The 19,490-nt window shown below is 72.0% G+C and carries 17 protein-coding genes; 8 read left to right on the top strand and 9 right to left on the bottom strand.

What is annotated here, in order from left to right; all coding sequences use genetic code 11:
* Positions 1-454: 454 nt before the first annotated feature.
* A complete protein-coding gene (locus NFR93_RS07755; RefSeq protein WP_251451632.1) occupies positions 455-1,321 on the bottom strand; it encodes a DUF559 domain-containing protein in 867 nt (288 codons plus the stop codon).
* A 252-nt stretch (positions 1,322-1,573) separates the two neighbouring features.
* On the opposite strand from NFR93_RS07755, the gene NFR93_RS07750 reads away from it, so the two are divergent.
* The 5 genes from NFR93_RS07750 (at position 1,574) to NFR93_RS07730 (ending at position 7,257) form a co-directional block, all read left to right on the top strand.
* Positions 1,574-2,620, top strand: coding sequence for a GNAT family N-acetyltransferase (locus tag NFR93_RS07750; RefSeq protein WP_251451630.1), 1,047 nt, complete (start codon positions 1,574-1,576; stop codon positions 2,618-2,620).
* Between the two features lie 315 nt (positions 2,621-2,935).
* Positions 2,936-4,327 carry a PqqD family peptide modification chaperone gene (locus NFR93_RS07745; RefSeq protein ID WP_251451628.1) on the top strand — a complete coding sequence of 464 codons (1,392 nt, stop codon included), beginning with the start codon at positions 2,936-2,938 and terminating at the stop codon, positions 4,325-4,327.
* A gap of 280 nt (positions 4,328-4,607) precedes the next feature.
* Positions 4,608-5,450 carry a universal stress protein gene (locus tag NFR93_RS07740; protein WP_251451626.1) on the top strand — a complete coding sequence of 281 codons (843 nt, stop codon included), beginning with the start codon at positions 4,608-4,610 and terminating at the stop codon, positions 5,448-5,450.
* Between the two features lie 112 nt (positions 5,451-5,562).
* Positions 5,563-6,573 carry a tRNA pseudouridine synthase A gene (locus NFR93_RS07735; protein WP_251451624.1) on the top strand — a complete coding sequence of 337 codons (1,011 nt, stop codon included), beginning with the start codon at positions 5,563-5,565 and terminating at the stop codon, positions 6,571-6,573.
* Positions 6,574-6,657: 84 nt separating this feature from the next.
* The gene (locus tag NFR93_RS07730; protein ID WP_251451622.1) at positions 6,658-7,257 is read left to right on the top strand and encodes a hypothetical protein; all 600 of its coding nucleotides are present in this window, start codon (positions 6,658-6,660) and stop codon (positions 7,255-7,257) included.
* On the opposite strand, the gene NFR93_RS07725 is transcribed toward NFR93_RS07730, so the two are convergent.
* Together NFR93_RS07725 and NFR93_RS07720 are read right to left on the bottom strand one after the other, a co-directional pair.
* Positions 7,235-8,428: a hypothetical protein gene (locus NFR93_RS07725; RefSeq protein WP_251451620.1), complete on the bottom strand. Its 1,194-nt coding sequence runs from the start codon at positions 8,426-8,428 to the stop codon at positions 7,235-7,237. The genes NFR93_RS07730 and NFR93_RS07725 overlap by 23 nt on opposite strands.
* A complete protein-coding gene (locus NFR93_RS07720; RefSeq protein WP_251451618.1) occupies positions 8,425-10,065 on the bottom strand; it encodes a sensor histidine kinase in 1,641 nt (546 codons plus the stop codon). The genes NFR93_RS07725 and NFR93_RS07720 overlap by 4 nt, the downstream gene beginning before the upstream one ends.
* Before the next feature lie 173 nt (positions 10,066-10,238).
* Between NFR93_RS07720 and NFR93_RS07715 the strand changes: the two genes are divergently transcribed.
* The gene (locus NFR93_RS07715) at positions 10,239-11,699 is read left to right on the top strand and encodes a glycosyltransferase family 2 protein (protein ID WP_251451616.1); all 1,461 of its coding nucleotides are present in this window, start codon (positions 10,239-10,241) and stop codon (positions 11,697-11,699) included.
* A gap of 262 nt (positions 11,700-11,961) precedes the next feature.
* Here the strand turns inward: NFR93_RS07715 and NFR93_RS07710 are convergent, their stop codons facing one another.
* From NFR93_RS07710 to NFR93_RS07685, 6 genes are all read right to left on the bottom strand, one after another.
* Entirely contained in the window at positions 11,962-12,921 is a 960-nt protein-coding gene (locus NFR93_RS07710) for a response regulator transcription factor (protein ID WP_251451614.1), read from the bottom strand.
* Between the two features lie 178 nt (positions 12,922-13,099).
* Entirely contained in the window at positions 13,100-14,068 is a 969-nt protein-coding gene (locus NFR93_RS07705) for a glycoside hydrolase family 6 protein (RefSeq protein ID WP_251451612.1), read from the bottom strand.
* Entirely contained in the window at positions 14,065-14,886 is an 822-nt protein-coding gene (locus NFR93_RS07700; RefSeq protein ID WP_251451610.1) for a hypothetical protein, read from the bottom strand. Before NFR93_RS07700 ends, NFR93_RS07705 begins: the two co-directional genes overlap by 4 nt.
* Entirely contained in the window at positions 14,883-15,545 is a 663-nt protein-coding gene (gene lepB, locus NFR93_RS07695; RefSeq protein WP_251451608.1) for a signal peptidase I, read from the bottom strand. The genes NFR93_RS07700 and lepB overlap by 4 nt, the downstream gene beginning before the upstream one ends.
* 322 nt (positions 15,546-15,867) lie before the next feature.
* On the bottom strand, positions 15,868-16,812 hold the full coding sequence (locus NFR93_RS07690) for a sulfite exporter TauE/SafE family protein (protein WP_251451606.1): 945 nt from the start codon (positions 16,810-16,812) through the stop codon (positions 15,868-15,870).
* 145 nt (positions 16,813-16,957) lie between these two features.
* Positions 16,958-17,419: an RrF2 family transcriptional regulator gene (locus tag NFR93_RS07685; protein ID WP_251451604.1), complete on the bottom strand. Its 462-nt coding sequence runs from the start codon at positions 17,417-17,419 to the stop codon at positions 16,958-16,960.
* A gap of 137 nt (positions 17,420-17,556) precedes the next feature.
* Between NFR93_RS07685 and NFR93_RS07680 the strand changes: the two genes are divergently transcribed.
* Positions 17,557-18,249: an endonuclease/exonuclease/phosphatase family protein gene (locus NFR93_RS07680; protein WP_251451602.1), complete on the top strand. Its 693-nt coding sequence runs from the start codon at positions 17,557-17,559 to the stop codon at positions 18,247-18,249.
* A 131-nt stretch (positions 18,250-18,380) separates the two neighbouring features.
* Positions 18,381-19,466 (top strand): DUF418 domain-containing protein, encoded by a 1,086-nt coding sequence (locus tag NFR93_RS07675; protein WP_251451600.1) that lies wholly within the window; start codon positions 18,381-18,383, stop codon positions 19,464-19,466.
* Positions 19,467-19,490 lie beyond the last annotated feature (24 nt).

The raw sequence follows: 19,490 nt of genomic DNA, 5'->3' as shown, positions 1-19,490 counted from the left end.
GCAGCGGTCCTCCCCGCGAGACCCGCCGCCCTTCGGGGCGGCGGGTCTCGCTGCGTCCGGGCGGGTGATGCGGGCGGGGCGCGGGGTCACAGCCCCTGCCCGTGGCGGCATTCGCGCCCGTGTCTGGCGGACCACACCCCCTGCGCGTGCGCGATCCGCGCGGGGGTGGATGACAACTCCTGCGCGTGCGCGATTCGCGCCGGGGCGGATCACAACTCCTGCACGTCGCGGCCTCCGGTCCGCCCGTGCCCGCGGAAAACCGGGGGTGCGCGCACTCCTCCCGCCGTGCGGTGCAGGAGTTGTGATCCTCGGATGCCTCCCCGGGCGGCTCGGTCTGCGAGGAGCCGTCCGGCGGACGCAGGAGTTGTGATCCCCAGCCGAGCGCGAGACGAGCCGGAGCAACGCCGGGAGCCGGCGTGAGCGGTTCCGGCTCTGTGACGACGCAGGAGGCGGGTCAGGCGGCCCTGGGCGCCCATGCCCGCGCGACGTCGCGGAGCACGTCGCGGACGTCGTCGGGGTGGTACATGACGTCCGCGGCCAAGAGGCGGATGGTGGCGTAGCCGAGGCGCGCCGCCTCGACGTCGCGGATGCGATCCTTCTGCTGCGACTCCCACCCCTCGTGGTGTGCGCGGCTGTCGCACTCGATGATGAGCACGCCGCCGATGACGAAGTCGACGCGTCCGACGCCCGGAATGCTCACCTGGATCTCGAACGGAATGCCGAGCTGTCGCAGCATGAGCCGGAGGAGCGATTCCGGTCCCGACTCGGCGCGCGGGTCGACGAGCGTGAGCAGGACGCGATAGCGCGGCGGAAGCGAGGCGAACACCTCGCGTAGCTGCCGTCGCTTCACCGTGCGCGAACGCAGGAGGCTGTCGAGAGTCGCGACCACCTCCCGCGGTGGCTGGCACCGGATGAACTGCCGGAGGGCGTCCTCGAACGGGACGGACTCGAGTGAGCCTCCGGTCTCTGCGCAGTCGCTCCAGTGGAGCCGGATCTTCGCCGTCGACGCGCGGCTGCGCAGCCAGCGCTCCTTGCTCGTGTTCGGGCTGCGAAGACGGGAACCGCGTCGCTCGACCTGCACGTGCACGCGCTCGTCGCCCATGGTGAACGCCCCCGTCGCCGCGATCGCGGTCAGACAAGAGACCCGCCCGCCGATGCGCACCGCGGTGTCGGCATCCGCCGACGGCGTGATCGCGTAACGGTCGCGTCGCAGGCGCACGAGCACCCCGCGCTTGACGTCCCGGGTGATCGTCTTCGCGGTGTAGCCCGCCTCGATGAGCCCGGCCCGGGTGAGGACTCGCGGCAACGTCGCTTCCTGCATCCGTCGACGCTCGCACCGGGCGCGGGCGGCGACGGTCGTCCCCGGGCGGCTGTGCACAACGGTGCTGCCGGGGAGGGTTGGGGAGGAGGGGAGTGGGGCGTGGGCGGATCACAACTCCTGCACCCGGCGGGGTCGGCCGCGGCGCAGTGGCGTGTTTCCGCGGGTCGCGCTCGGGGTGACCGGCCGAGGTGCAGGAGTTGTGATCCGGCGTCGCGAGGATGGGGCGGATGGCGGCGGGCGTAGGGTGGCGGGGTGATTGACACCGCGCCCGCACCCCTCGCCCAGCGTCTCGCGGATGCCGGGGCCGACGCGTCCGGACCGGCTGAGCCGCGGCATCCCGACATCGCGCGGTGGCGAGGCGCGACGCGCGATGACATCGACGCCATGCACGCGGTCTTCGCCGCCGCCGATCAGGTCGACCACCCGACGTGGGTGACGCCGCGCGAGGAGGTCGAGGACACGTTCGACCTGCCCGACGTCGACCACACGGTCGACACGATCCTGGCGATCGCGCACGACGGCACCGTCGTCGCGGCAGGGACGGCGATGCGGCATCCCGACACGACGACCCGCGTGAAGTCCTACCTCCAGGGAGCCGTTTACCCGACCTGGCGCCGCCGCGGCATCGGCGCCGAGCTGATGAGGTGGCAGTACTCCCGGGCCTTGCAGCAGCTGGCGGCATCGGGTTCGACGCTTCCGGGGGAGATCGACGTCTACGCCAGCGACGGGAACGACGGCGCCGTGATTCTCGCGGAGGCTCTCGGACTTCGCACCGCGCGGTGGTTCACCTCGATGGTGCGGGACAACTCCGTGGCCGTCGCCGAACTGGAGGACCTCGCGGGCATCACCCTCGTGCCCTACAGCGCCGATCGCGCCGAGGATGCCCGAGAGGCGCGCAACGACGCCTTCCGCGATCATTGGGGAAGCCTGCCGTCCAGTCCCGACCGGTGGCAGAAGTTCGTCGGCGGGCCGTTCCTGCGGCCGGACCTGTCGACGCTCGCCCTCGACGCCGACGGTCGGATCGTGGCCTTCTGCCTGGCGTCCGTCAACGAGGACGACTGGGTCACGCTCGGCGCGACGAACTCCTACATCGACCTCATCGGCGTCGTCCGCGACCGACGTGGGCAGGGACTTGCGCCGCGGGTGGTCGCGCGGACCCTGAGGGCTATGACGGATGCGGGCCTGGCGAAAGCCGTGCTCGATGTCGACACCGAGAGCCCTACCGGCGCGAACACGCTGTACGAGCGGCTCGGGTTCATCGCGACCGAGCGGGACCGCGCCCTCGTCCGCGAGTTCTGACCGCGCGCCTTCCGCGAGTTCTGAACCCGGCGCCTTCCGCGAGTACGGAACGCACCCTCGGGCGAGGCCGGCGGACGGCGGACGGCGGCACCAGCAGGTGGCCGCCGCCGGTGCTCGCATGCCGCCGCCGCGTGACGCACTATCGGGCGAGGCCGGTGGCCGGCGGCACCCGGCCGCCGCCGCGCGCTCGCATGCGGCCGCCTCGTGACGCACAGTCGGGCGAAGCCGGTGGCCGGCGGGGGATCGGCGGCCAGTGCGCGCCCGCATCCGGCCGCCGCGTGCCGGGTGACCGGCGCCAGGCCCTACACTTCGGATGTGCCCGAGGTGTTCTGCGTCGACGCGGTCGGTGCGCGCATCGGGATCGACCTGAGCGGTCTGGATGAGGTCCGCGCCGCCGCGATCCGTCGGGCCTGGGCGGATGCCGCAGCCGACGGCATCCCGGATGTCGTCGTCACCCCCGCCGACGCTCCCGTCGAGAGCATGCTGTCCGGGCTGTCGCAGCTTGTGACGATCACCGCCATCGACGCGGCACGCGGGCAGGCGTGGATGCTGCACGCAGCGGGCCTCGCGAATGAGACCGGCGAGGTGGTGGTGCTCGTCGGTCCGTCGGGACGGGGCAAGACCACCGCCTCGCGCGTCCTGGGGCGGGAGTTCGGCTACGTCTCGGACGAGACCGTCGCCATCGAGGAATCCGGCCGCGTGCGCGCCTACCGCAAGCCGCTGTCGGTCATCGAGGATCCCGCGCTGCCCAAGGCGCAGGTGCCGCCCTCGGCCGCCGGTCTGCGGCCGCTACCCGACGCGACGCTGCGCGTGTGCGCCATCGTGCTGCTGGACCGGCGGCCCGACCACGACGGAGCGCCGGAGGTGGAGGTCCTCGACCTCGGAGACGCGCTCGGCGACCTGGTGGAGCAGTCGAGCTTCCTCACCCACGCCGACGCGCCGTTGCAGTTCATCGCGGACGTCGCCTCAGCCGCCGGCGGCGTCCGGCGCGTGGTGTACCGCGAGGCGGACGAGCTGGTGCCGGTGATCGCTGCGCTCATGGACGCCGGTTCCGCGGTGCTGCCCGCGCGCACGACGCCCGCCCAGAGCGGGTGGGAACCGGCATCCGAGGCCCTGCCGCAGGCCGTCGCGAACACACCGGGCGCGCCGCCGCGGTTTCGCCGGGCCGACTGGGCGGACCACATCGAGCTGCACGACCCCGATCGCGTCGCCGTCCTGAGCGTGGACACCCGAGGGCGCGGCACGGTGCGGGTGCTGGCCGGGATCGCGCCGGCTGTCTGGCGCGCGGCGGACGGTGCGAGCCTCGACGAGCTGGCGGCGGCCGCCGTGGCCGCCTATGGCACTCCTCCCGGGCCGGATGCCGCTCCCGCCGTGCTCGTCGCCGTCGGCGCCCTGCTGGATGCAGGGCTGCTGGTCTCGGACGAACCGCACCTCCGGCGTCGCGACGACGTCGCGTGGGTCGACCGCGACGACCGGGTCTACGCCCTCGCTCTCGACGACGTCGAGGGACGGCCGCGCCTGCTCGAGGGCACAGCGGCGGTGCTGTGGGACTGGCTCGACGAGCCGGTGACCCTCACCCAGCTGAGCGCGCGCGCCACGGAGCATTCCGGCGCGTTCGACCACCGCGTCGCCGAGGATGTGGCGGCGTTCGTCGCCGAACTGGTCGACCTGCACCTGGTCGCGCCGGTGGGAGAGCCGGAGCACTAGGTCAGCCGGCGCACGGTCCTCCGGCGAACGAGGTTCTTCAGACACCGGGTCTTTCAGCGCACCGGCTTTCTGAGCGCAGCGGGTCTTCCGCGCTCTGAGTTTTCCGGGGTGTGGGGCTCTTCCGGCGCACTGGGCCTACCGGCGCACCGGTCTTTCGCGCACGGGTTCTCTGAGCGCAGCGGGACTTCCGGCCACTGGGTCTTTCGGCCCTGGTCGGTCGCGGCCGCCGCGCATAGCGTCGAAGCACACCTATCCAGACAGTCCCGAAGGGAGTGCCGAGATGTCGAAGAAGAAGATCGTCGTCGGCGTGGTTCCGACCGAGGCGGGGCGCCGCGCCGTCGAATGGGCGGCTGAACGGGCCGCCGCGACGCACACGCCCCTCGAACTCTTCCGCATCATCGGCGGCGCCGTCGGCGTCGTGGGCGAGGCGGCGCTGGTGACCGAGATCGAGGCGGCAGCCGCCGAGCATCTCGCGGCCGAGGCGGACAGCATCCGCTATCACGGCGTGCCTGTGACCACTCGCGTGGATCACGGCAACCCGGTCACGAAGCTCGTCGAGGCGTCGAAGGATGCCGGACTGCTGGTGATCGGCAGTGACTACCGCCCGGGCGGGAAGGGCCCGGCGCGCGGACTGCACGGCATCCGCATCAGCGCCGGCGCGCACTGCCCGGTCGTCGTCGTCCCCGACTCGGAGCACGGCGAACGCGCCGGCGTCGTGGTCGGGGTGGACGGATCGGAGCTCAGCGAGAAGGCGATCGCGTTCGCCGCCGCCGAGGCCGACCGGATCGGCGAGCCGCTGATCGCGGTCACCGCGTGGCAGCCCATGGAGGTGCCGCGCTCGCCGGGGCTGCAGCCGGCGAGCTACGTCGATGCGCTGCGGCAGCTCGCCGAGGAGGCGCAGGCGATCTCGCTCGCCGGTCTCGCGCAGACCTACCCCGACCTGCAGGTGGATCGCCACGTCGACGAGGGTGCCGCCGCCGACGTCCTGAGCGCCTATGCGGTGACGGCACGGATGACGGTGATGGGATCCCACGGGCGCGGCGCGGTGCGACGATTCCTGCTGGGGTCGGTGAGCGAGCAGATGCTCTACCGCCTGCGTGGGCTCACCGCCATCGTCCGTTGAGGGCAGGGGCTCGGTCGCGAAGACGGCGGGGGTGAAGCTGGGGTCGTGCCCGCTCGTCCTGGGGAGGCGGGCGGGCACGGTTGGGCCGGGCGGGCGCGGTTAGGCTGGGCGGGTGCGCATCCGGCTCGACATCGCCTACGACGGCACGCACTTCCGCGGCTGGGCTCGCCAGCCGGGTCTTCGCACCGTGCAGGGCACCCTCGAGGACGCGATCGCCCGCATCCTCGGCGGCGAGCCGCGGCTGGTGGTCGCCGGCCGCACCGACGCCGGCGTGCACGCCAGCGACCAGGTCGCTCACCTCGACCTCGACGCCGACCAGCAGCAGCGGCTCCTGAACGTCCGGGGCCGGCGTGCGGCGGATCATAACTCCTGCACCCCGGCCGCGACGGCGGGGCCGGTGGCCGCAAGAACCGCGGAATTCCGCGGGGATGGTGCGGCGGGACCGGATCCGGCTGCAGGAGTTGTGATCCGTCCGGCTCCGGGCCCCGCACCCGCGCCGGCGCCCGGGGCCGCGCAGCCCGCCGCGGCGCTCGCGGCGCGCATCACGGGCGTGCTGGGCCAGTATGCCGACGTGGCGGTGGTGCGCTCCGCGCTCGCCCCGGCCGGATTCGACGCGCGGTTCTCGGCGGTGTGGCGCCGGTATGCGTACCGGATCGCCGACCGTGAGAGCGGCTACGACCCCCTCGAGCGGCACCGCACGACGACGGTGCGCTCGTCGCTGGACGTCGCGGCGATGGATGCTGCCGCCCGCAGTCTCATCGGCCTGCACGACTTCGCCGCGTACTGCAAGCCCCGGCCCGAGGCCACCACGATCCGGACGCTGCTGGAGTTCGACTGGCGGCGGGAGGCCGACGGCGTGCTCGTCGCCAACGTCAAGGCCGATGCGTTCTGCCACAGTATGGTGCGGGCCCTCGTGGGAGCGTGCGTCGCCGTCGGCGAGGGACGCCTGGCCGTGGCCGACGTCGCAGAGATCCGCGACGAGGCCGAGCGGGTGCCCGAGGTGAAGGTGCTCGCCGCGCGTGGCCTCACCCTCACCGAGGTCGGCTATCCCGCGGACGACCTGCTCGCGCAGCGTGCGGAGCAGACCCGCGCCCGTCGCGACGGCGACCGCGACGGCGCCTGATCGCCGCCCTCTAGAATGAGCCGAGTCGCGGGCGATCGTCGCCCGCGTTTCGTCTTCCGGGCCACCGGAGATTCTCGGGGGAGCATGAACACTGTCGCGCGCCGGTGGGTCGCCGTCATCGGGATCGCCGTCGCCGGGGCGGCGACGCTGAGCGGATGCGGGGTCGCACCGTGGGACGAGGCCGGCGGCTCCGCCACGCCGACCCCGACCGCGAGCGTCGCGCCGGCGCCGATCCCCAACGACCTGTCGGGGGGCGCGACGGCGCGTGAACTGACCGCGGGAGCGGTGACCGCCGCGGTGGACTACTGGTCGACGCTGGGCATGGAGCGCTGGACGGCCACGGCGCTGAAACCGGTGAGCCTGTCGATGACGACGACGGTCGCTCCCGACGACGGGCAGAAGGTGTACCTGCAGTCGGCCACGATGATCGCCGTCCCGGGCACGGCCGAGGCCGACCTGGCGCCCCTGGAGGCGCAGCAGGACGCGTCCACCGTGAGTCCCGGCTACCTCGTGCTCGACCCGTACAGCTACTCGCAGACCTTTGTCACGGGCCCCGTGCCCGACGAGGCGACGCACGTGACCCTGCAGTTCACGTTCGACTTCCTGGTGCAGACGACGCCGACGTCGAAGGAGTACGCCAAGCAGACCGCGACCGACACGCTCACGGTCGCTCTGACGGACTGATCGCCCCCAGCACCGTCTCGGGGCTGACCCGCTCCCACCGGTCGCCGCCGCGCGCCTGCGCATTGGCGGCGGCCTGCGCGGCGAGATACAGCAGGACCGTCAGGTCATAGCCCGCCGTCGAAGCCGGAACCCACCCGGCGCTCGCCGAGGGGCGCACCGGGATGCGGCCGTACGGCGGCAGCTGCGAGATGCGGCTGAGCGCCACGCGGATGAGCTGACGCACCTGGGGGTTGGGGCTCGGGGTGAGCACGACGACGACGCCGGCGGCGGGGGAGGAGATCTCGGCATCGGGCGGGAACGTCTCGCGCAGCACCTGCTCGGCGCGGGAGGTGGTGGTCGCGAGCGCGGGCGCGCCCGCGACCCGGCGCACCTCGGCGGCGTCATCGAGCTGGAACGAGATCACCGACCAGGGGGTGCCCGTCTCGCGCCCGCGGACGAGGCGGGCGTGCGCGGACTCTTCGAACCGGTCCCACTCCCGTGTCGGCCCGGTCCGCAGCCTCCGAGCGATGTCGCGGATCGACGGCCCGATCGTGGCGATCAGCACGCACCCGAGGAAGAGCACCAGAAAGCTCGTCCGCACGAGCCGCATGGTGATCAGCTCCAGCCCCATCAACGGCGTCCCGACGAGTCCGGTGACGTAGACGAGCACGCCGATCGCGACGAGCAGAGCGGATGCCGCCACGAGCGGCATCAGGAAGGGGTCACGCGGGCGGGGCTGCACGACCCACTCGGCGACCACGAGGGCGGCGAAGACCCCCGCCGCGAGCAGGGCGATGCGCCACACCGGGCCGAGTGCGAGCGGGTCGTCGCTGAAGAGCATGGCGACCGACGCCCCGGCGCTGACGAGAGGTCCGGTCCACACGAAGGCGAGGGCCGTGCGGCGGGCGCGCATGCCCGACCACACCAGCGCGGGCACGCCGGCGAAGAGGCCGAGGGCAGCCAGCCGCATGCTCGGCGAGCCGACGGCGTCGGCGGCGACGACGCCGCACCCGGCGATCATCGCCACCGTCAGCGCCGTCGACCAGAGAAGGGTCGTCCGGCTCGGGCGGAAGAGGAACCCGACGCTGTACGCCGCGATCGTCGCGAGGGTCGTGAACAGCGCCAGCACCAGGCCGAGAAGCCCCTCCAGGCCGGTCGTGGCGACGGCGTGATGGAAATCCGCCGAGATCATGCCATCGCCTGCCGTTCGGTGGATGCCGCCGCGTACGGCAGCCGCAGCGTGACGGTCGTGCCGGCGCCGCGCTCGCTGTCGACCGTCAGCCCTCCGTCGTGCTCGAGGACGATCTCGCGGCTGATGCCGAGGCCGAGACCGGTGCCGGGGGCGCTGGTGACGGCTTCGTCGGTGCGGAAGTACGGGGTGAAGATGTCGGCGAGGTGCTCGGCGCCGATGCCGATGCCGGTGTCGGTGATCGCCACGACGGCGTCGGCATCCTCCCTGCCCGCGCTCATCCACACGTGTCCGCCGCGCGGGGTGTACTTGACCGCGTTGCTGACCAGGTTGTCGACGACCTGCCGCAGGCGGAACGCGTCGCCGACGATCGGCAGCGGCTCGTCCGCCTCGACGGCGAAGGCGATGTCCTTGGCTGCCGCGGCGGCGGCGAAGGACTCGACGGATTCGCGGACGATGTCGCGCAGGTCGAGCCGGTGACGGGGGCGGGTGGCGGGTCTGCGCTGCCCGGGCTCGGTGAGAAGGGTCGTCGTCATCTCGAGCATCCGCTCGCTCGCGCGGTGGATGCTCTCGAGCTGATCGCGGGTGCGCGGCGGCAGGTCGTCGGCCTCGAGCGCCAGTTCGGCGTAGCCGAGGACGGCGGTGAGCGGGTGCTTCAGCTCATGCGAGGCGATCGCCGCCAGCCGCCGCCGCTCGCGTTCGGCGAGCACGACCTCGGTGACGTCGTGCACGAAAAGGAGCGTGCGGGTGTCTTCGTCGTCCTGGTCGCCCTCGCGTTTCGTGGTGATCGAAAGCGCGCGCCACGAGCCGTCGACGGTGTACAGCCAGACCCGCAGGTCATCGAGCGTCTCGCCGCGCGCCGCGCGTGCGACGGGACGCTGGTCGGCCGGCAGCGGGATGCCGCCTTCGGCGTCGTACTCGATCGAGCGCGCGGGCTGGGCGACGTCGTGCGGGTCGAGCCCGTAGAGGCGGACGTAGGCGTCGTTGGTGGTGACGATCCGGCCCGAGGGGGTCACACGCGCGACGGCGGTGTCGAGGCCGTTCAGCAGGTCGCTGACGCGTCGCTCCTGCCGCGAGCTGCGGTCCAGTGTCGCCTGGAGGCGTCGCGCCTGACGCCGCATGAGCGTGCGATAGGCCTTCGCCGCCCGCATCGTGATGTGGGCGGTGATGCCGAGGAACCCGAGCGAGAGCAGCGTCAGTACGATCCGCAGCGGCGACTCGCCGGTGCCGGAGGTGAGCGCGGACGCCAGCAGCATCGCCGCGATGAGGGCGAGCATCCCTGCCAGTGCGATGGGCGAGAACCGCATCGCCACCCACATGACGGGGAAGATCCAGAACGCTCCGAAGCGCAGGTCGCTGTCGTACGACATGAGACCGACCGCGGCGGCATCCACGAACGGAACAGCCATGACGGCTTTCGAGCGAAGCCATCGTCGCGGAGCGGCGAGGCTCGAGATGGTGGCGATGACGATGATCAGGATGCCGGTGGCCACGGTCGGGCGTGCGAACAGCACCGGGTCGATCACGAGGATCGCCACGATCAGCACCACGACGCTCACCGCCAGTGAGAGCTGGGTGAGCCAGATCGACCGCGTGCGGGAATCAGGCACGCCGAGCGCCCCTGACTGCTTCACGGTCATGGGGGGAGTCTATCGGCGGTGGCGTACGGTTCCCCTCGGTCGAGGGTGCGTCGTCCGGTGGATTCCTTGAGGGTTTCTTGCGGTTACCTCGGGGCCTTCCGGTCGGGTCCTTGCGGTCGACCCGGCAGAGTGTTCCTCGGCAGCCACGAGGCGCCCCGACCGGAGAACCGAGAATGACCGACATCGTCCGCCGCACCGAGCGCATCGCCGCCGGCTCGACCCCCGTCGAGGCCGAGCCGCAGCGCGCCAGGGCGGAGGAGTTCGAGTCGGTCCTCGAGAGCATCTCGGTGCACCGCTCGACGATCGGCTGCGTGATCCCGGCGTACAACGAGGAGGAGTCGATCGCCCAGGTGATCGAGAGCCTGCTCGCTCAGACGCGGGTCCCGGACGTCATCCACGTGGTGGTCAACAACACCTCCGACCAGACGGTGAAGATCGCCTCGCAGTACAGCGGCCCCCACGAACTCGTCACGGACCTCGGCGATCAGTTCACCGAGGTGTTCGTTCACGACATCGGCAAGAACCCCGACAAGAAGGTCGGCGCGCTGAACTACGGGTACGCGCTCGTCGAGGGGTACGACTACCTGCTGGGCGTCGACGGCGACACCGTCGCCGACGCGCGGGCCGTCGAGCTGCTCGAGGCCGAGGCCGTCAAGGACACCCGCATCGGCGGCATCTCGGCGATCTACTCGATCGACGACCGTCCCATCACCGGATTCATCGCGAAGTTCCTCATCGCCGGCCAGCGCACGCAGTTCGCCGCGTTCAACATGCAGAACCTGCTGCGCGGTCGGAACATGGCGGTGCTCGGCGGGCAGTTCTCGATCTTCGCCACGCAGGCGCTGCGTGATGTCATGCGCGACAACCACCAGGCCACCCCGTGGGTGAAGGACAGCGAGGTCGAGGACTCGCTGCTGTCGCTGCAGATCAAGAGCGCCGGCTACCTCACCAAGATCAGCCCGTTCGCCCGCGCCGACGTCGGCGGCATGACCACTCTCCGCGGCTACGACGCCCAGCAGGTGAAGTGGACCTACGGCGCGATCGAACTCATGTGGCCGGGGCAGCGTGGCGACACCAAGGGGCAGCCGTTCCACCCGAACCTGCGGCTGCGCTGGTTCGAGAACGTCGGAATGCTCACGAACCTCTTCGTCCGCATCGCGTTCCTGGTGCTGCTGGCGGGGTCGCTCTCGATCAACGCGTTCGTGTTCTCGCCGTGGTGGCTCATCCCGCCGGCCGTGGCGGTGCTGCTGAACCTGCGCATCGCGCTCACGCTGAAGACCCGCACCGCGCGCGACGTGCTCTTCGCGCTGCTGATCGTGCCGGCGGAGCTGTTCATGTGGATCCGGCTCAGCCACTTCATCCGCTCGTGGACCCGCTTCCTCTCGCGCAAGCAGGTCGACAACTGGGCCATGCAGGCCAAGGCCGAGAAGGGCGGTGGGCACGCCCACTGGGCTCCCTTCGTCGTGCTGGCCGCGGTCCTGGTTGCCGTCGCGCTGATCTGGACCATGCTGGGTCCGGTCGCGCAGTCGTCGATCCTCTGGATCGGCTGGCCGATCGTCGGTGTCGTCACCGTCCTACAGACTCTCCTCATGTTCGTGAAGCTGATGCGCAGGCAGCACGGATACAGAGTGTGAGAAAGCCGCGTGGGGCCGACTGGGGATCTGGGGATTCCGGCCGCACGCACCGGGAGCGCTTCACCCGAAGAGGTGCTCCCCCGAAGCTCCCCCCGGGACCGACCCGAGGTCCCGGGGTGGAGCATCCGGACGGCGGCGCTGGGGCGCCGCGGACCGGGACTGGGGATGCTGGGGGTCAGGGCTCTGGGGAGCCCTGGCACGAGGCTGGGGAGCCGCGCTGGGGAGGCGGCGAGGGCCGTGAGGTCGGGGCTGGGGCCCGGCCTCAGGAGGCCAGGAGCTCGGAGGTCAGGCGGTAGCCGACGCCGCGCACCGTCTCGATATAGCGGGGCTGGGTCGGGTTGTCGCCGAGCTTGCGGCGGAGATTCGTCATGTGCGCCTCGATGGCCCGCTTGTCGGCGTCGCCGACGAGGTAGCTCGTCACGTACGACTCCCCGCGCAGCACCAGCGTGAGGTCGGCCTTGCTGCGAACACGGCGCTTGGAGTGCAGCAGCGTGGTCAGCAGGTCGAACTCGGTGCGGGTGAGCTCGACCTCGGCGTCGCCGATGAGCGCGATGCGGGTGTCGGGGTCGACGCGGAGATCGCGGTGCTGCAGCCACGAGCCGGTCGCGGTGGCGACGTCGCCGGCGGAGAAGCCGCTCTCGGCCGGCGCGACCTCGGCCGCCTCGCCTCTGGCGCGACGCGCGGAGCGGGTGTCGCCGGCGATGTTCGCTGCGCCGGTTGCGATGGTCGCGCTCGGCCCCGCGGACGGGGCGGGGTGGGCGGCGCCCGCCGAGGCGTGCCCCGGGAAGGACGGCCCGACGCTGTCCTGCAGGGGAACCGACGTGGGTGCGGTCGCCGGGGATCCCTGGCGGCGCAGGATGGCGTCGATGCGGGCGCGCAGCTCGCGCGGGCGGAACGGCTTCGAGAGGTACTCGTCGGCGCCTGCCCCGAGGCCGAGCACGACGTCTGTCTCGTCCTGCATCCCGGTCAGCATGATGATGTACGTGCTGCTCTGCGAGCGGATGCGGCGGGCGGCTTCGAAGCCGTCGATGCCGGGCATGTTGACATCCAGCGTCGTGATGAGCGGCTGGTAGGCGGTGACCGCCCGCACGCCGTCGATGCCGTTGCCGACCGTGACGGTCGAGAACCCCGCCGATTCGAAGACCTCGGCCAGGATGTGGCGGATCTCAGGGTCGTCCTCGACGATCACCGCGGTGCGCTGGATCTCGGAAGTGCTGATCACGTTAGCCCCCCGGCCGATCGCATGACAGGACCCCGCCGACCGGATCGTCCCGGACCCGCCTCGCGAGGTCTTCTCGATGGTACACATCCGTCACACCCGCAACAGCAGGATTTCGTCCCGGTGACGTAACATTCCTCGTTCGGCTAGCGAAAAGTCCGGGCCGGTTGTCGCCGTCCGATCATCGAAGCACGTCGCGGGTGAGCTCGACCGCGGCGCGCGGCATCCATTCCCCCGCGGGGGCGCCGCCGTTGCAGGGGCCGTCGCTCTCACCCGGGGGCTTGATCCAGAGGTTCGTGTCGACGATGTCGTCGCCGTAAGCACCGGCGGGTGCCCCGATCGAGCGGCCGGAGGCGTTGCACCACTCCCCGGTCGAGTCCGAGCCGTTGCGGGACGTGTCGATCACGGCGTGCGCGCCGGGGCCGAGGCGCTCGGCGACCTCGTGGGCGTACGCGATCTCGAGGGCGTCGTCGTTGCTGTTGGAGACATTTGTGGCGAAGCCGCGGGCGCGCTCACGACCCTCGACGCCGGCGATCAGATCGGCCATCTCCGCTGGCGGCAGCCAGCGCGAGTGCCCGCCGTCCAGGTACACGAAGATGCTCTCGGAAGTCAGTGCGGCCAGGGCGTCGCTCAACTGAGCCTGGCGCTCTGCGACGTTCCCGCATTCGGGAGCGAGCGCGAGGCTGTCCGGCTCCAGCACGACGACGGTCGTGACCCCGCCCTCGAGCGCTTCGCCGATGGCGCCCACCCAGTCGCGATAGTCCGCTTCGGCGAGGCCCCCCGCCGACAGCCCGCCGCAGTCCCGCCCGGGGAGTCCGTAGACCACGAGCGCGAGGGCGCGGCCCTCGGCGCGGGCCTGATCGACGAGGTCGGTCACGCGGGCGCCGACCTCGTCGACGGGGGAGGTCTCGGGTGTCAGCCACACCGCGGTGGGCCGGCCCGCGAGGTGGGCCGCGGCCTCCGCCTCGGGCGAGCCGGCGGCCGCGGACTCCGCGGCGCGCGCGGCCGACGAATCGGAAGGGACGAGGAAGTCCGTGCCGGGCGAGGGAGCAGCCCTGGTTCCCGCGGTGGTCGCCCAGATCGCGACCGACAGCGCGGCGGCGACACCGAGGACGGCCGCCGCCACGGCAACGGCCCGGCGGGGCGTCACCGCAGCGCCGGGTTCGGGTCGCGCCAGTTCTGCGCGGTCTGCAGCACCCAGAACGTCGCGAACAGGACCAGGGCGATCGACTCGCCGATGAGCACCGGGCGGGCGGGATAGAACCGCTCGTCGCTGAACAGCAGTGTCGCCACCAGCACGACGGCGAGCCCCGCGCCCAGGACGATGTATGCGGTGCGCAGCCACCGGGGGAGCGTCTGCGATGCCGGACCCAGCGCCTCCACGAGTGCGGTGACGGCGATGAGGGCGAAGAACGAGACGGCTGCGACGACGTGCCCGAAGCGGAGCACCGCCTCCGGCGCCACCGCCCACGAGATGGCGACGATGACGAGGATGCCGCCGCTCACGCCGAGGGTGAGGGCGGCCGCGCGGCGCTCGACCTCGCCGGTGAGCGCCAGACCTGCGCCGACGGCCACGACGAGCACGCCGATCACGAGGTAGGTCGTGAGCCCGACCGCGACCTCGTCGGCGGCGGCTTCGGGAGCACGGGCCCCCGGTAGCCCCGAGGCGGGAATGACGGCCACGAGCGGGGCGAAGAGGGCGGCGGCATCGAGCAGGGCGCGCGAGGGGCCGCGACCCGACAGCGCGAACAGGCAGACGGCCGCGGCGACGAGAGCGCCGGTGAACACCGTCCGGGCCGGCGAGTAGTAGTAGTGGCTGATGCTCGGCAGCCAGCCGACGGCGGGCACGGCGGCGAGCACGCCGACGAAGATCGCCACGACCGTCAAGGCTGTCGCGATCCTCAGGTACCGGTACGTGCGCTGCAACGAGGTCGACGCGAGGGTCGCCGCCGGCGCGCTCGCGGTCACAGCCCGCTCCATCGGTCGATCGGCCACAGGATGACCGCCGCGCGGCCCACGGCCTCGCCGTCGTAGCCGAAGCGCCAGCATCCGTCCTCGGGCACCGGCGTGCGGCAGAGCGCCGCGGAGTCCGCCGACGAGGTGCGGTTGTCGCCGAGGGCCACGAACGCCCCCTCGGGAACCGTCGTCTCGGGGAGGCAGCGGAGCGACCGGGGCTCGGTGTCGCAGTCGAGGACCCCGGGTTCGAAGTCGTAGTCCGAGCCCACGTACGGCTCGTCGACGGGGTCGCCGTCGACCAGCATCCTGCCGTCGTCGCTGCAGCAGGCGACGGTCTGTCCGGCGACGGCGACGGCGCGTTTGATGAGGGTGTGGGGTCCGGTGGGCCCGAAGCCGGTGACCTCGCCGATCCACCGCAGGGCGACGCTGAGCGGGGAGTCCGCCGTGTTCTGCTGAATGCCCCACGCGTCCCCGGCGTCGAAGACGACGACGTCGCCCGCGCTCGGCCCGCCGCCGAGGTAGGCGAGGCGATCGACCAGCACGCGGTCGCCGGGCATGAGCGTCTGCTCCATCGACGACGACGGCACCCAATACGGCTTCGCCACGAAACTCAGCACCAGGCCGGTGATCACGAGCGCGGCGGCGAGGTGGAACCAGGTGCTGCCGACCACGCGTCGCCACGCGGGCCGATGGGCGGGGTCGGCGGTGGCGGGGGAGTCTGAGGCTGGGGTGCCTCGGCGTCGTCCCGGGCGGCGCGGGGCGAGTCGTCGGTCACCCCGCCACCGTACCGGTCGCCGGTGACGCCGCGCGCGACGCGGCTCCCGGAATAGCAGGATCCCCTCGGCGGACCATGAAGCAGTTAGGAGACGCCGAGGGGACCTCGAGAAGCAACGGCAAACCGGGCGAGGCCTGCAAGGTCGTCGTTCGGGTGAAGTCGAGCCTCTATGCCGCTGTTCCTGCAGAAACTGTAACCCCGTCAGGGGGCCGTGTCCATCACCGGGTCGAGGAGTTGTCTACGAGTTCGCCGGGAGTCTTCTCGGCGTCCTCCGCTGCGTCGCTCGCCTCGAGGGCGGCGGCGTGCTTCTCGGCACGCCAGGCCCGCCACGAGACGGCCACCGCGGCTGCCCACAGCACGGCGATGCCGGCCAGCACCCACCCCGTGACGGCGCCGTCCGTGTCCCACGCCAGGAGCAGCGTGCGGGCGTTGGTGAAGACGATGATGCCGCCGACGAGCGAGCCCAGCAGACGGGCCGGGAGCTTGCGGACGAGCCACGCGGCGATGGGGGCGGCGATGAGGCCGCCGATCAGCAGCGCGCCCACCCAGGTCAGGTCGAAGCCGCCCGAGCCGAGCCCGATGAGGAACCCGAGCGAGGCCGAGATCGCCACGAGGAACTCGCTGGTGTCGATCGAGCCGATCACCTTGCGCGGTTCGATGCGGCCGCTGGCCAGCAGCGCCGGAGTGCCGACCGGGCCCCATCCGCCGCCGCCGGTGGCGTCGAGGAAACCTCCGACGAGGCCGACCGGCGCGAGGAAGCGCAGGCGCAGCGGCTTGCTGCGGTCCACGCGGGGGAGCGAGCGGAAGGTGAAGCGGGCGAGGATGTAGAGGCCGAGGACCAGGAGGATCACGCTCATGATCGGCTTGGCGACATCGGTCGACAGCGCTGAGAGGACCGTCGCGCCGAGGAAGGCGCCGATCGCGCCGGGCACGCCGATGCGCAGGACGACCTTCCAGTCGACGTTGCCGAAGCGCCAGTGCGACACGCCCGACGCGAGGGTCGTGCCGATCTCGGCCAGGTGCACCGACGCGCTCGCCGCAGCCGGGTTCGCCCCGATCGCCAGCAGCAGCGTCGTCGACGTCACGCCGTACGCCATGCCCAGCGCGCCGTCGACGAGCTGGGCCCCGAGGCCGACGAGCGCGAGGAGGACGAGAGTCTGCATGGGCAGGCCTTTCCGCTAATTCCGACTGGTTTAGTCGGTATTCCCTCACGGAAGGCCGGATGCCGCCAACAACGTGACGCAATGTGTCGGTGCGTCCGGGCCGGACACCGCGGGGTGGGGAGCGGGGTGCGGGCGTCGCTCGGCTTCAGCGTCCGCTGACCCACGACTCCGGGTCTGCGGCGAGCTCCTGCACGACCGGCGGCAGATCGCCCGAGGCGAGGGCCGCCAGCGAGGTGTCGTCCAGCACGCGCCGAACGCTCGCCCGCAGCGCCACCCACAGCGTCACCAGAGCCTCGCCGCCCGGCGGGTACTCGATCTCGCTGGGCCGCTCGTCGCGCACGAAGACGAGGGGGCCTTCGACGGCGCGGATGACGTCGGCGACCGAGATGTCGGATGCCGGGGCGGCCAGTCGGTAGCCGCCGGCGGCTCCGCGGCGGCTGGTGACGATGCCGCCTTTGCGGAGGGCGCCGAGGATCCCCTCGAGGAAGGTCGCCGGGATCTGCTGCTCGGTGGCGATCCGCTCGCCCGAGACGTGCTCGTCGGCTCCGGCGCGGGCGAGGGAGACGGCGGCGCGGACGGCGTAGTCCGCTCGTGCCGAGATGCGCATGACGGGTCTCCTCGCGACGGGGTGGCAGGTTCCATTGTCGTGCAGGGCGCGGCATCCTGAACGAAACCGATGCGCCCTCTGTGCGACCTGTCAAGGACGCCCGTCGGCCACCGGGCCGGGTCTAGGCTGGCGTCGTCATGAGGGTCATCTCGTACAACCTGCGCAAGCACCGGGCCGCGACCGAGCTCGATGCGCTGGTCGAGCGCCACAACGTCGACGTCCTGTGCCTGCAGGAGTGCGACTCCGCCGACATCCCCGAGGTCATCCACGGTCTCCGCCTGGCCCACGCCACGCAGCGCAACCGGCTCGGATTGGCGGTGTACTACCGCGAGAACACCTATCGCGCCGTCGACATGCGCCTGCTGTCGCTGAAGAAGTCGCTGCACGACCGCGTGCTCAAACCGGCGGAAGAGCGGATGCTGGGGGTCCGCCTCCACGACATCGACGCCGGCCGCGACGTCATCCTCGCGTCGTTCCACGCCGCGCCGCTGACGGCGCTGAATTCGCTGCGGCGCCATCAGATCCGCACCGCCCTCGCCGAGATCCAGCACCTGGGCGAGGGGCTGCCCGCGCTGATGGTGGGGGATTACAACTACCCCGTGTTCAAGGAGCACCTCGGCCAGCACGTGCGCGAGCAGGGCTACGAGCTGTCGCTCAGCGACACCCGGACGTACACGCGGTACCGGTTCTTCCGCGGGCACTACGACTTCGCCACATCGTCGGGGTTCACGATCGACAAGGTGACGACCCTGCCCCAGGGGCTCAGCGACCACCTGCCGATCCTCGTGACCGCGCGGGTCACGGCGGAGGCGGAGCTCGGCGTCTCGTGACGCAGGGCTCCGAGACGGGTCACTCGGCGGTCGGTGACACGAGGTAGGCGAGGGTCGGCGACGCCGCTCCCGATCCATCGCGCTATCGTGGCCGCAGACCCGTCATGCCGAACGTCCGGAGGTGCGAGCCCGTGACCTCTGACCGGTCCGCCCGAGCTCCTGTCACCACGGCCGACGCCGGGGGAGCGGGCGGTGGTCCCCGGCTGCTGGTGCCCGACGTCCTGCGGGGCGTCGCGCTCCTGGCGATGCTGATCGCCCACGCGGTGCCGTTCCTCCCCGAGCGCCCGGCCGCGCTCGCCGTGGTGATGGCGAACATCAACGACCTCGCCTCGCCGTTGTTCGCCCTCGTGATGGGTGTGTCGGCGCAGCTGGTCCTGCAGCGGACGGTGCGCAGCGGCATCCCGTTCATGCTCTTCCAGCAGATCATCCGCGGGATGATCCTCATCGGGCTCGGCATGATCCTGTCGGAGTGGGGGACGTGGGTCGCGATCGTCCTCAGCTACCTCGGCGTGCTGCTGATCGTCGGGGCGCCGCTGCTGTTCCTGTCGTCGCGGTGGCTGGCGGTGGTCGCCGTCGGGCTGGCGGTCGTCAGCGATCCTCTCAACGCGTGGGCGCGGACGCTGCTGTCGGGCGTCGTCGGGGCGGATCCGACGGGACTGCTGCGTGAAGCGGCGTCCTGGTTCGTGCTCGGGCAGGCCTACCGGCTGACGAACCTGCTGCCCTTCTTCCTACTCGGCGCCCTGCTCCTGCGTCACGGGTTCGTCCGCGACCGGGTGCTGTGGCTGATGCTCGCCGTCGCCCCCGTGGCCTACGCCGTGCGGCCCGTCGTCGAATCGTCGGGAGTGCTCGTCGTCTCGGGCTCCTGGCCCGACACACTGCACGACGTGGGTCTGGTGTTCGCGGTGTACGTCGCGGTGGTGGTGCTCGCCACCGTGCGGCGGCCGGCGGCGCAACGCGCGATCGGGGCGGCGTTCGTGCCGCTGCGCGCGATCGGCGCGGTCGCGCTCAGTCTCTACGTGCTGCACGTCGGGCTGCTTGCGCTGTGGCAGGGGGTGTGGCCGAACGCCAACGACTATCTCGGGTGGCTGCTGATCGTTCCCGGCATGGTTCTCGTCGGCTGGCTGTGGTGGCGCTTCGTCGGACCCGGGCCGATCGAGTGGGCGATGGGCTGGATGACCGGCCGTCGTGTCGGCCGGCCGGTGCACGCCGCTCGCTGACGGCGCCGGGGGCAGGCGGGCGGG

Source organism: Microbacterium sp. Marseille-Q6648, assembly GCF_943181415.1.
In the GTDB taxonomy this organism is placed as follows: domain Bacteria; phylum Actinomycetota; class Actinomycetes; order Actinomycetales; family Microbacteriaceae; genus Microbacterium.
This window is presented reverse-complemented; position numbering and strand designations above follow the sequence as displayed.